Annotated in this window: 13 protein-coding genes; 9 read left to right on the top strand and 4 right to left on the bottom strand. The window is 63.6% G+C overall.

Annotated elements, in window-relative coordinates:
• The 3 genes from EN749_RS20050 to EN749_RS20040 form a co-directional block, all read left to right on the top strand.
• Positions 1 to 587: benzoate/H(+) symporter BenE family transporter (locus EN749_RS20050; protein WP_189367611.1), on the top strand; the 587-nt coding region annotated here is incomplete at its 5' end.
• Positions 588 to 705: 118 nt separating this feature from the next.
• On the top strand, positions 706 to 1188 hold the full coding sequence (locus EN749_RS20045; RefSeq protein WP_127266800.1) for a DUF2852 domain-containing protein: 483 nt from the start codon (positions 706 to 708) through the stop codon (positions 1186 to 1188).
• A gap of 99 nt (positions 1189 to 1287) precedes the next feature.
• Entirely contained in the window at positions 1288 to 2046 is a 759-nt protein-coding gene (locus tag EN749_RS20040) for a M48 family metallopeptidase (protein WP_127270177.1), read from the top strand.
• Between the two features lie 5 nt (positions 2047 to 2051).
• Here the strand turns inward: EN749_RS20040 and EN749_RS20035 are convergent, their stop codons facing one another.
• A complete protein-coding gene (locus EN749_RS20035; protein ID WP_027039950.1) occupies positions 2052 to 2270 on the bottom strand; it encodes a hypothetical protein in 219 nt (72 codons plus the stop codon).
• A 112-nt stretch (positions 2271 to 2382) separates the two neighbouring features.
• On the opposite strand from EN749_RS20035, the gene EN749_RS20030 reads away from it, so the two are divergent.
• The 6 genes from EN749_RS20030 (at position 2383) to EN749_RS20005 (ending at position 8123) form a co-directional block, all read left to right on the top strand.
• Entirely contained in the window at positions 2383 to 3042 is a 660-nt protein-coding gene (locus tag EN749_RS20030; protein ID WP_128363787.1) for a phosphoribosylanthranilate isomerase, read from the top strand.
• Positions 3043 to 3134: 92 nt separating this feature from the next.
• Positions 3135 to 4355, top strand: a complete 1221-nt coding sequence (gene trpB / locus EN749_RS20025) for a tryptophan synthase subunit beta (RefSeq protein WP_128363786.1) — start codon at positions 3135 to 3137, stop codon at positions 4353 to 4355.
• Positions 4356 to 4418: 63 nt separating this feature from the next.
• Entirely contained in the window at positions 4419 to 5258 is an 840-nt protein-coding gene (gene trpA / locus EN749_RS20020) for a tryptophan synthase subunit alpha (RefSeq protein ID WP_127395957.1), read from the top strand.
• Positions 5259 to 5303: 45 nt separating this feature from the next.
• On the top strand, positions 5304 to 6230 hold the full coding sequence (accD, locus tag EN749_RS20015; RefSeq protein WP_013528321.1) for an acetyl-CoA carboxylase, carboxyltransferase subunit beta: 927 nt from the start codon (positions 5304 to 5306) through the stop codon (positions 6228 to 6230).
• 119 nt (positions 6231 to 6349) lie between these two features.
• Entirely contained in the window at positions 6350 to 7675 is a 1326-nt protein-coding gene (locus tag EN749_RS20010) for a folylpolyglutamate synthase/dihydrofolate synthase family protein (RefSeq protein WP_128363785.1), read from the top strand.
• Between the two features lie 28 nt (positions 7676 to 7703).
• On the top strand, positions 7704 to 8123 hold the full coding sequence (locus EN749_RS20005) for a VOC family protein (protein ID WP_127380279.1): 420 nt from the start codon (positions 7704 to 7706) through the stop codon (positions 8121 to 8123).
• Between the two features lie 24 nt (positions 8124 to 8147).
• Here the strand turns inward: EN749_RS20005 and EN749_RS20000 are convergent, their stop codons facing one another.
• The 3 genes from EN749_RS20000 to addA all read right to left on the bottom strand — a co-directional run.
• Positions 8148 to 8429 (bottom strand): cupin domain-containing protein, encoded by a 282-nt coding sequence (locus EN749_RS20000; RefSeq protein ID WP_127323193.1) that lies wholly within the window; start codon positions 8427 to 8429, stop codon positions 8148 to 8150.
• 131 nt (positions 8430 to 8560) lie between these two features.
• A complete protein-coding gene (gene trxA, locus EN749_RS19995) occupies positions 8561 to 8884 on the bottom strand; it encodes a thioredoxin (protein ID WP_013528326.1) in 324 nt (107 codons plus the stop codon).
• Positions 8885 to 8960: 76 nt separating this feature from the next.
• Positions 8961 to 11886: double-strand break repair helicase AddA (gene addA, locus EN749_RS19990; RefSeq protein WP_128363784.1), on the bottom strand; the 2926-nt coding region annotated here is incomplete at its 5' end.

Raw genomic sequence — 11886 nt, 5'->3', positions numbered from 1 at the left:
CACTGGAACTGTCGACGCTTACGCTGATTGCGCCTGACTTCACCACCAAAGCGGTGATCGGCCTGGCACTGCCGCTCTACCTCGTCACCATGGCGTCGCAAAACCTGTCCGGCCTCGCCGTGCTGCGCGCCGCCGGCTATCACCCGGAGCCCGGCCCGCTGATCGGCGTCACGGGCCTGTTTTCGCTGCTGTCGGCGCCGTTCGGCGGCTCGACGACCAATCTGGCGGCGATCTCGGCGGCGATCTGCACCGGACCGGACGTCCACCCCGATCCCGCCGAGCGCTGGAAGACCGGGCCGTTCTATGCGCTCGCCTATCTTATCTTTGCGATTTTCGGCGCTTCGCTGGTGGCGATCTTCGCGGTGCTGCCGCAGAGCCTGATCGTGCTGGTGGCAGGCCTGGCGCTGATGGCGTCGCTCGCCAACGCGCTGTCTATCGCGCTGAAGGAAGAGGCGGATCGCATGGCCGCCACCGTCACCTTTGTCGTCACCGCGTCGGGTCTGACGCTGTTCGGCGTTGGCGCCGCATTCTGGGGCCTGATTGCCGGGCTAGTCGTGCTTTTCCTCGATATGATCAAAAAGCGATAATCATTTCAGATGCTTGTCCGGATTTGGCGGACATTGTCTTGAATCGCCGTTTTTCTCTTCCCATTTCGATTCCACGCAGCCCGGATTTGGCTGTCTCCAACCGAAGGAATGGGAGAAAATGAACGCATCCGCATTGATCCGTCCGGCCTGGACGCCGGCAACCATCGCGTTGATGGTTGTAGGTTTCATGGTGTTCTGGCCACTCGGCTTCGCCATGCTCGCCTACATCATCTGGGGCGACCGCCTCGATGGCTTCAAGCGTGACGTCAATCGCGCGACCGACGGCATCTTCGCCGGCTGCCGCCGCGGTTCCGACAAGGCCGCGCGCTGGGGCAATGGCTCCGCCCGCACCGGCAACGTCGCTTTCGACGACTGGCGCGAAAAGGAACTTGAGCGGCTGAACGAAGAGCGCCGCAAGCTCGACGAGATGCTGACCCAGTTCGACGAGTATGCCCGCGAATTGCGCCGCGCCAAGGACCAGGACGAGTTCGACCGGTTCATGGCCAACCGCAACAAGTCGACGGCTCCGACGAAGACCGATCCAAGCACCGGAACGACGACCACCAAGCGTGGCAAGGGCTCGAACCTGCTTGACGACTGAGGCCAAGCGACTGGCCACATCGTGAAAAACGGCGTCGCGCGAGCGGCGCCGTTTCTTTTTTGTTCTAGTCGTTTTTCTCGAATCGCGTATCGTCCCGCCATGACTCTCGGCTTCTTTCGCAATCTGACAAAGCCCAAGCCCACGCCTGTCGTGGAGCGCGAATATTGCGTCGCCGGCCGCACGCTGCCGCTCAAGATCGTCGAGAGCGCCAGGGCGCGCCGAATGACGCTGCGCATCGATTCAGGCGGCCAGGGTCTACGCATAACCGTGCCGCCAGGCCTGCGCCGCGGCGAAGTGGACAGGTTCCTCGAGCGGCACCAGGACTGGCTGGAGCAGCGACTGGCCAAGGTGCCGACGCGGCCACAGGTGCGGCCCGGCATCAGGATCCCGCTGCGCGGCGTGCCGCACCGGATCGTCCATGAACCGTCAAAGCGCGGCACCGTCACCGTGTCGCGCGACGAACGTGGCCCGCTCTTGATCGTGCATGGCGACCGCATACATCTGCCGCGTCGCCTCGCCGATTTCCTCAAGCGCGAGGCCAAGAAGGAAATCGAGAAGCTGGTGGCCAAACACACCGAGGCGCTCGGCAAGCGCGCCAAGGCTATCCGCTTCAAGGACACATCAAGCCGCTGGGGGTCATGCACCTCCGAAGGCAATCTGTCCTTTTCCTGGCGCATCATGATGGCGCCGTCGCCGGTCATCAACTACCTCGTCGCGCATGAAGTGGCGCATCTCAAGGAGATGAACCACGGTCCGAAATTCTGGAAATTGTGCGAAAAGCTCTGCCCCGACACCGATCGCTGCAAGGACTGGCTGAAGCGCAATGGCGGTGCGCTGCAGGCGATCATGTTCGAGTAGATCGCTCAGTCGTCGTTGGCGGCGTTCAAGTCCTCAGGCCGTAGCCCCTCATCGCCATGATGCGGCCACGGCAGGAAATTGCCGTCGAATTCATCGCCGCCGAAATAGTCGAGCGCCCGGTGCGCCTCGGCGCCGTTGAAGGCGGCCTTGTCGATCAGGTGCGCGATGACCTCGCGCGCCTGCGCGATCTTCTGCCTGAGTTCGGCTACGGTTCTGTCTGTCATGATCATGCTCCCGCCTTGCGTCCTGTCCATTCATAGGTAGCGCCTTTGGCCGTGCCGGCAAACAGCATGCTTTTTCTCGACTCTTATCGCTTTTCATGCCAATTCCCGCGCCATGGCACTCGACATCAAGATCTGCGGCTTGAAGACCGACGCGGCAATGGCCGCGGCGCTGGCCGGCGGCGCCAGCCATGTCGGGTTTATCTTCTTCGCCAAAAGCCCACGCTATGTCGAACCCGCCGAGGCTGGCCGTCTGCGCGAGGCGGCGCGCGGCAAAGCGACGGCGGTTGCCGTCACCGTCGATGCCAGCGACGCTTTCCTGGATGAAATCCTTGCCCAAATGCAGCCCGACATGCTGCAACTGCATGGCGCGGAAACGCCCGAGCGCGTCGCCGAGGTCAAAGCCCGTTATGGTTTGCCGGTGATGAAGGCGCTGCCGCTCAGCGAGGCTGCCGATCTCGAACGGATAAAGCCATTCATTGGCATATCAGACCGGTTCCTGTTCGACGCCAAGCCGCCGAAAGGCTCAGAACTGCCGGGCGGCAATGGTGTTGCCTTCGACTGGCGCATTCTTGTCGGCCTTGACGGCGGCGTCGATTACATGCTTTCCGGTGGGCTCAACGCCGCCAATATCGGCGATGCCCTTCGGCTTGCCGACCCGCCCGGAATAGACATTTCCTCAGGCGTGGAAAGCGCACCGGGCGTCAAGGATCCGGCGCTGATCGAACAGTTTTTCCGGGCCGTCAGGACCGCGCGGAACACCCGCGCAGCCTAGTAGTGCCTTAAACCAGAGCATGTCCCGGAAAAGTGGGAACCGGTTTTCCGACAAGGACATGCTTCATAAGTCAAGATGCCAGGAGATCGGCGATGAACAAGCCGGCGACACCCAATTCCTTCCGCACCGGACCCGACGAACAGGGCATGTTCGGCATTTTCGGCGGTCGTTTCGTTGCCGAAACGCTGATGCCGCTGATCCTCGACCTGGAGCGGCACTGGAACGAGGTCAAGAACGATGCGGATTTCAGGGCTGAGCTGACTGACCTTTCAACCCATTATGCCGGACGGCCGTCCAAGCTCTATTTCGCCGAAGGCCTCACGAAGCATCTCGGCGGCGCAAAGGTCTATTTCAAGCGCGAGGATTTGAACCACACCGGTTCGCACAAGATCAACAACTGCCTCGGCCAAATCCTGCTGGCCAAGCGCATGGGCAAGGAGCGCATCATCGCCGAGACCGGTGCAGGCCAGCATGGCGTGGCGTCGGCCACGGTCGCGGCCCGCTTCGGCTTTCCCTGCGTCGTCTATATGGGCGCCACCGACGTTGCCCGGCAAAGCCCCAACGTCTTCCGCATGAAGCTGCTCGGCGCCGAGGTCCGTCCGGTGACCGCCGGCCACGGCACGCTGAAGGACGCCATGAACGAGGCGTTGCGCGACTGGGTGACCAATGTCGAGGACACCTATTACCTGATCGGCACCGCCGCCGGCCCGCATCCCTATCCGGAGCTGGTGCGCGACTTCCAGTCGGTAATCGGCACCGAAGCGCGGGCGCAGATCCTCGAGCAGGAAGGCCGACTGCCGGACACCATCATCGCCGCTGTCGGCGGTGGTTCGAACGCCATCGGCCTGTTCCATCCCTTCCTCGACGACAAAGAGGTCCGCATCATCGGCATCGAGGCCGGCGGACGCGGCCTTGACGGCATCGAGCATTGCGCCTCGATGAATGCCGGCGCGCCGGGCGTGCTGCATGGCAACCGCACCTATCTCCTGCAGAACGCCGACGGACAGATCATGGACGGCCATTCTATCTCGGCCGGTCTCGATTATCCCGGCGTCGGCCCCGAGCATTCCTGGCTGCGCGATTCAGGCCGCGTCGAATACGTGCCTATCCTCGACGACGAGGCGCTGGAGGCCTTCAAGCTGACGACGCGCGTCGAAGGCATCATCCCGGCGCTGGAATCCGCGCATGCCATTGCGCATGCGGTGAAGATCGTGCCCGCCATGGACAAGGACCAGATCGTCATCGTCAACCTGTCCGGCCGTGGCGACAAGGACGTGCATACGGTGGCCTCGATGCTGGGTATGGAGATCTAGGCCCCTTTGGACAGTTTCGATTTGGGAGTTGATTATGAGCAAAATTCGTCCAAAGGGCCAGACATGGTGACCCGCATCGACCGCCGCATGGCAAAACTGAAAGCCGAAGGCCGCCCGGCGCTCGTCACCTATTTCATGGGCGGCGACCCTGACTACGACACCTCCTTGTCGATCATGAAGGCACTGCCCGGCGCAGGCTCCGACATCATAGAGCTCGGCATGCCGTTCTCCGATCCGATGGCCGACGGCCCGGCGATCCAGGCGGCGGGCCTGCGGGCGCTGAAGGGCGGCCAGACGCTGGTCAAGACGCTGAAGATGGCGGCCGACTTCCGGACCAGTGACAATGAAACGCCGATCGTGCTGATGGGCTACTACAATCCGATCTACATCTATGGCGTCGACCGCTTCCTCAAGGACGCGATCGCCAGCGGCATTGACGGGCTGATCGTCGTCGACCTGCCGCCCGAGATGGACGAGGAACTGTGCATTCCGGCGCTCAAGGCCGGCATCAATTTCATCCGGCTGGCGACACCGACGACCGACGACAAGCGCCTGCCGAAAGTGCTGCAGAACACGTCGGGCTTCGTCTACTATGTGTCGATGACCGGCATCACCGGCTCGGCGCTGGCCGACACCGGCAAGGTGGCGGCGGCGGTCAAGCGCATCAAGGGCCACACCGACCTGCCGGTCTGCGTCGGCTTCGGCGTCAAGACCGCCGAGCAGGCCCGGGTGATCGGCGCCAATGCCGACGGTGTCGTCGTCGGCACCGCGATCGTCAATGCGGTGGCCAATGTGCTGGGACCGAAGGGCGAGATGACCGCCGATCCGGCCGAAGCCGTCGCCACGCTGGTCAGCGGCCTTGCGCAAGGCGTGCGCTCGGCCCGCCTTGCTGCTGCCGAATAGTTCTCCTACCTCTTCCCAATCCTCGTCAGGACAGGAGCCGAAGCGATGAACTGGATCACCAATTACGTTCGCCCGAAGATCAATTCGATGCTCGGCCGGCGCACCGACATGCCCGAGAACCTCTGGATCAAGGATCCGGAGACCGGCGAGATGGTGTTCCACAAGGACCTGGAATCCAACCAGTTCGTCATTCCCTCGTCCGGCCATCATATGAAGATTTCGGCCAAGGAGCGGCTGAAATTCTTCTTCGATGGCGGCAAATACGAGACCCTGGACAACCCCAAGGTGATGCAGGATCCGCTGAAATTCCGCGACGAGAAGCGCTATGTCGACCGGTTGAAGGACGCCAAGGCCAAGACCGGCCTTGAGGACGCGATCATCAATGCGCTGGGCACCGTCGAGGGTCTGCCGGTGGTGGTCACGGTGCAGGATTTCGCCTTCATGGGCGGCTCGCTCGGCATGGCCGCTGGCGACGCCATCGTGCATGGCTTCGAAGTGGCCCTGCAGCGCAAGCGGCCGCTGATCCTGTTCGCCGCTTCCGGCGGCGCGCGCATGCAGGAAGGTATTTTGTCCCTGATGCAATTGCCGCGGACAACGGTTGGTGTCGACCGGCTGAAGGAAGCCGGCCTGCCCTACATCGTCGTTTTGACCAACCCGACCACGGGCGGCGTGACCGCCTCCTATGCCATGCTGGGCGACGTGCACATTGCCGAGCCCGGCGCGCTGATCGGCTTTGCCGGACCGCGCGTCATCGAACAGACGATCCGCGAGAAATTGCCCGACGGCTTCCAGCGCTCCGAATATCTGATGGAGCACGGCATGGTCGACATGGTCGTATCCAGGCTGGAAATGCGTGAAACGATCGCGCGCCTGCTCAAGATGCTGCTCAAGCTGCCGGAAGAGCAAAAAACGCTGGAGCCGGAAATCCTGCCCCCGGCGGTGGTCGCCGCGGAAGCTCGGCCGCAAGCCTGAAGCGACACGAAGCGCCGCGACCGCGATTGCACGGGTGCTTCGGCGCGCTGTAGCTTTTGATTGCCATGGCCATCCGAAACCGATTCTGGTTTTCACGGCTCATGCGCTAGGATTCTGCCATGACGACGCTTGCCGCCGACCGCGAAATCGAAGCCCTGATGGCGCTTCATCCGAAAGGCTTCGACCTTTCGCTCGACCGCATTTCGCGGCTGCTGGAGCGGCTTGACAATCCGCAGGATCGGCTGCCACCGGTCATCCACATCGCCGGCACCAACGGCAAAGGCTCGTGCGCGGCCTTTTCGCGCGCCCTGCTTGAGGCCGCGGACTACCGCGTCCATGTCCACACCTCGCCGCATCTGGTCAACTGGTATGAGCGTTACCGGCTGGCCGCCGATGGCGGCGGCAGGCTGGTCGAGGACAGGGTTTTCGCCGATGCTATTGCCCGTGCGGCCAGAGCCAATGAAGGCGAGAAGATCACCGTCTTCGAGATTCTCACCGCCGTCACCTTCCTCTTGTTTTCCGAACACCAGGCCGACGCCGCCATCATCGAGGTCGGGCTCGGCGGCCGCTTCGACGCGACCAATGTCGTCAAGGAGCCGGCCGTGTCAGTGATCATGCCGGTCTCGCTCGACCACGAGGCCTATCTCGGGGACCGTGTCGAACTGATCGCGGCCGAAAAGGCCGGTATTATCAAGCCCGGCTGTCCGGTGGTCATCGGCGCGCAGGAGAGCGAAACGGCGCTGCAGGTGCTGATCGAAACCGCCGAGCGGCTTGAATGCCCCACCTTCGTCTACGGCCAGGACTTCCTTGCCTTCGAGGAAAACGGCCGCATGGTCTACCAGGACGAAGACGGCTTGATGGACCTGCCACCGCCCAGGCTGCCCGGACGCCATCAGTTCGCCAATGCGGCGGCGGCGATCGCCGCGGTCAAGGCGGCCGGTTTCGAGATCAGCCATCGCGCCGCCGAAAAGGCGATGATCAATGTCGCCTGGCCAGGGCGTATGCAGAAGCTGATGCAGGGCCGGCTGGCCGAACTGGCACCCAAGGGCGCCGATATCTGGCTCGACGGTGGCCACAATCCGGGGGCCGGCGCGGTGGTTGCCGAAGCGTTGGCCGAGCAGGAAGAGAAGAACCCGCGTCCGCTGTTCCTCATCTCGGGCATGATCAACACCAAGGACCAGAGCGGCTATTTCCGTGCCTTCAAGGGCCTCGCCCGGCATGTCTACACGGTGCCGGTGAGCCTTAGCGAGGCCGGCGTGCCAAACGACGAACTGGCGGTCCGCGCGACGGAAGCCGGGCTGACCGCCGAGCCGGTGAGTTCCGTCGCCAGCGCGCTGATGCTGTTGCGCGACACCTGGGACGGCCCGGCGCCACGCATCCTGATCAGCGGTTCGTTGTATCTGACCGGCGCGGTGCTGGCCGAGAACGGCACCCCGCCGACCTGAAGGCGGATTTTTCTGCGAGGAGCCAGTCATGATCAAGGTCAAGCAACTCGCCCATGTCTGCATCTTCGCCAACGACCTTGAAGCGACACGAAGCTTCTATCGCGACGTGCTGGGCATGGACACCCGCTTCAATTTCCTGCGTGACGGCAAGATTTTCGGGTTCTACCTCGATTGCGGCGGCGGCAGCCATGTCGAGGTGTTCGGGAAAAACGAGGCCCGCTATGGCGACCTGAACCAGATCAACCACTTCTGCCTAGAAGTGGAGAACATTGATGCCGCGATCGCCCACATCAGGTCGAAAGGTGTCGACGTCACCTCAAAGAAACTGGCCTGCGATGACACATTTCAGGCCTGGATCCGCGATCCAAACGACGTGAAAATCGAGTTGTTCGAGTACACCGAAAAAAGTGCACAATTCGCCGGCGGCGACCGCATAGCCGACTGGTGAAAAGCGCCTGCCAGCCCTGACGGCTTACTTCAGCTCGATCTCGATAAAGGCGTATTCGCCTTCATTGGCGTTGATGACGTCGTGCTCGACGCCCTCCTTGCGGAAATAGGGCGCGCCCTTCTTCATTTCGGCGAAGGTCTCGCCGTCCTTGGTCAACAGCTTCACCTTGCCGTCCATCAGCGGCACGACGACATAGTCGTGGCCGTGGCGATGCCAGCCGGTGTTTTCGCCCGGCGCGAAGCGGTACTCGGTGACGATAACGCGCTCATTGTCGATGAAGACGGTGGCCTTGGCGGATCCGGTCATGGGTTTCTCCTGTCTGGCTCAAGCAGATGACATGGAGTGGCCGGACGCGAGAGCCAGAGCCACGCACCGATGACGCCAACAAAAAGCCCGGCGCGAGGCCGGGCTTGATGGTCATATGAATTTCAGATGGATCAGGCGAGATTGCCATTGATCCAGTGCGACAGCGCGGTCTTGGGCGCCGCACCGACCTTCATGTCGGCCATTTCGCCGCCCTTGAAGATCATCAGCGTCGGGATCGAGCGCACGCCGAACTGGGCGGCAAGCTCCGGATTCTCGTCGATGTTGAGCTTGGCGATCTTGACCTTGGCGCCAAGTTCGGTGGCAATGTCTTCGAGCGCTGGCGCGATCATCTTGCAGGGACCGCACCATTCCGCCCAGAAATCGACGACGACCGGTACGTTGGCATCAAGCACGTCAGCCTGGAAGTTGCTCTTGTCGACCTTCACGGTTGCCATATGGAAAAATCCTTTTGAAAGTTTTTGTCCCACCAAATGTGGTGGCGATCGCGCCCTTCTTCAAGCAGGTGTTGTGTCACGCGCCCGTGAGTCGGGCAAGGGCGTCGTCCATGGCACCGGCCGGCAGATCGATCAGCCGCGGCGCCTCGGTGAACAGCAGGGCCGCCTTGACCGTGCGGCCGGGATAGAGCGGCTGCAACAGGGCGCGATAGAGCGCGAGCTGGAGCAGGTAAGCTGGCGGCACCTCGGCCAGAGTGGCGGGCGCCGGCCGGTTCGTCTTGTAGTCGACAATCGAGACCGTGTCCGGCGTCACCGCCAAACGGTCGATCTTGCCGGAAATCGAGCGTTTTTTGCCCTTGATCTCCAGGCTGCCCATGATCGCGACCTCGGCACGTGACGATGGTGCAAACAGCTGACCGAAGCCGACGTCGGCAAGGATTGATGTGACCGACGCCAGGGCTTTTTCGCGCTCTGACGGCGGCCAGTCCGCGCCCGTTCGCAAGAGATAGCGCTCCGCCGCGCGCTGGCGTTCGGGCTCGGCAATGCCGGGCAGCATCTGCAGCAGTTTGTGCAGGGCAAGCCCGCGCAGCACCGCAAAGCCCGGCTCGGCATCGGCGTCGAGCACCGGCGACGCCTTGTCGACCACAGCTTCCTTGCCTTCGTCTATCAGCGCCGCAGCACCGGATGGCGACAGCGGACGCGGCAGATCCTCGAAGGGGGGCAAGGGCCGGAACAAGGTCGCCGGCAGAGGTCCGAAAGCATCCGTCGGCCGCGCCTGCTCGCCGGAAGCCAGTGCGACCGGCGGCAGCTTGGTGACATGGAAACGATGCACCGGCTCGCCGCCGGCGGGATGCGCACGCTGCTCGCTTTCCGGCGCACCGATCAACGCGCGGCTGACGATCGAATGCCAGGTGCCGGCGTTCGGCGCCCGCTTGCCGTGATAGCCGCAGACGATCAGCCGGTCCTCGGCACGGGTCATGCCGACATAGAGCAGCCGGCGGTATTCGTCGTCGGCGAGTTCCCGTGCCCGCGCCGCCGCTGCTTTGGAAAAGCCGTTGGCGACGTCGCTGGCAGAGCGCCAGAGATAGCCCTTGCCGTCCAAATTCGCGCCGGAGCCCTCGAAGGGCATCAGGCGCGGCAGATGCTGGTCACTGAACGGGGCGGAACCGCCATCGACCAGGAACACGACCGGCGCTTCCAGCCCCTTGGCGGCATGCACGGTCATGACCCGGACCTCGTCGCGGGTCTGGTCCATCTCGCGCTTGATCTCGGGACCGGCGTTTTCCAGCGTCGACAGGAAGGCTTCAAGCCCCGGCAGACCGGTCCGTTCCTCGGCCAGGCAGAAGCTGAGGAACTCGTCGAGGATGTCGCCGGCTTCGGGCCCGAGCCGCGCGATCATCTTGCGGCGCACGCCATCACGCGCCAGCAGCCCGGCGTAGAACTCGAACACCGGTTTGAAGGCGGCCTCGTTCGTCCAGATGTCGACCTGGGCGACGATCTTCGCCAGTCTCTCGCTGTCGCCGGCGTGCTGTCGCAGCGACGCGATCAGCGACAAGCCGGGCGGCCTCTGCGCGGCGAGCGTGAAAAGCGTCTCTTCCGGCAGATCGAAGATCGGACTGCGCAGCACGGCGGCAAGCGACAGATCGTCCTGCGGCTGGATGAGGAGATGACCGAGCGCAATCAGGTCCTTGACCGCGATGTGTCCAGGCAGGCTCAGCCGGTCGGCGCCGGCGACCGGAATGTCGCGGCGTTTGAGTGCGCGGGTCAGCGCATGGACGAAGCGATCGCGCTTGCGCACCAGCACCAGCACGTCGCCCGGCCGCAGCCGCTTGCCGCGGCCTTCGACGATTTCGCCACTGCCGATCCAGCCGGCGATGGTGGCGGCGACGTTCTCGGCCACGCGCACCGCCGGCGCATGCGCATGATCGATGGCTTGCGTCCAGTCGTCGGGCTCGTCGACCACATCGGCGCCGACTGACGGCCACACCTCGACATAGCCCGGTGCGTCGGTGCGGATCGCCTGGTGGCGCAGCGGATCGGGATCATGGCTGATGCCGCGCCGCACGCTCGCGTCGGCAAAGACGCGGTCGACCGCGGTCAGAACATCGTCGGTCGAGCGGAACGACCAGGTCAGCTTGAGGTCGGCAAAGGACGCCTCGGCGTCGCGCACCCGTCCGGCGAACAACAGCCGGCTGTCGGCGAAGGAGTCCGGGGCGGCACCCTGGAACGAATAGATCGACTGCTTCTCGTCGCCGACGGCGAAGACCGTGCGATGGACCCTGTCGCGCGCGCCAAAGCCGGCAAAGAATTCTTCCGCCAGCCGCTTCACCACTTCCCATTGATCGGGGCTGGTGTCCTGCGCCTCGTCGAGCAGGATATGGTCGATGCCCTGGTCAAGCTTGTATTGCACCCATGGGCCGGCGTCTGGCCGCGCCAGCAGGTTGACGGTGCGGGTGATCAGGTCGTTGAAATCGAGAAAGCCGCGGCTGCGCTTCAGCATTTCGTAGCGGGCGATCAGCCAGTCGGCGATGGTCAGCGCCGCTCTTGTACCCTCCAGCATCCGGAACAGGGCCAGCCGGTCGGTGGTTTCGACGATGGCATTGGCGGCCGAGAGATAGCGCTCCGCCAGATCCGGCAGCCGGTCGACCAGGGCCTTCCTGAAGGCCTTTGCCGGGTCGTAGGCGTCGCCATCGGTCTTGAGGAAGGCTCGCGCCAGCAGTTGCAGGCGCCGAATGGGATCGCCCTCGGCGAAAGCCTGCCGCGCATAGGGCAGGATGTTGTTCAGCACCGATCTGGCGTCGGTGGCCTCGGCTGCGTGGGCGAAGCCGGCAAAATAGTCGGGCAGGAAACCCGGCAACGGCCATACCGAAGCGGCTATGCCCTCGGCCGTCTGGCCTGGATGGAAATGGAATTCGTCGAACAGGGCCTGGAAGCGCGTGCCATCACGCCCGACGGCGTCGATGAAATTGCGCAAGCCGTCGCGCTTGCGCACGATCTCACCC

It is taken from the genome of Mesorhizobium sp. M7A.F.Ca.ET.027.02.1.1 (genome assembly GCF_004022985.1).
Classification (GTDB): Bacteria; Pseudomonadota; Alphaproteobacteria; order Rhizobiales; family Rhizobiaceae; genus Mesorhizobium.
This window is presented reverse-complemented; position numbering and strand designations above follow the sequence as displayed.

Coding starts and splice junctions, on each gene's coding strand:
- EN749_RS20045 (WP_127266800.1), top strand. CDS start 706: ATGAACGCATCCGCATTGATCCGTCCGGCCTGGACGCCGGCAACCATC.
- EN749_RS20040 (WP_127270177.1), top strand. CDS start 1,288: ATGACTCTCGGCTTCTTTCGCAATCTGACAAAGCCCAAGCCCACGCCT.
- EN749_RS20035 (WP_027039950.1), bottom strand. CDS start 2,270: ATGACAGACAGAACCGTAGCCGAACTCAGGCAGAAGATCGCGCAGGCG.
- EN749_RS20030 (WP_128363787.1), top strand. CDS start 2,383: ATGGCACTCGACATCAAGATCTGCGGCTTGAAGACCGACGCGGCAATG.
- trpB (WP_128363786.1), top strand. CDS start 3,135: ATGAACAAGCCGGCGACACCCAATTCCTTCCGCACCGGACCCGACGAA.
- trpA (WP_127395957.1), top strand. CDS start 4,419: ATGGTGACCCGCATCGACCGCCGCATGGCAAAACTGAAAGCCGAAGGC.
- accD (WP_013528321.1), top strand. CDS start 5,304: ATGAACTGGATCACCAATTACGTTCGCCCGAAGATCAATTCGATGCTC.
- EN749_RS20010 (WP_128363785.1), top strand. CDS start 6,350: ATGACGACGCTTGCCGCCGACCGCGAAATCGAAGCCCTGATGGCGCTT.
- EN749_RS20005 (WP_127380279.1), top strand. CDS start 7,704: ATGATCAAGGTCAAGCAACTCGCCCATGTCTGCATCTTCGCCAACGAC.
- EN749_RS20000 (WP_127323193.1), bottom strand. CDS start 8,429: ATGACCGGATCCGCCAAGGCCACCGTCTTCATCGACAATGAGCGCGTT.
- trxA (WP_013528326.1), bottom strand. CDS start 8,884: ATGGCAACCGTGAAGGTCGACAAGAGCAACTTCCAGGCTGACGTGCTT.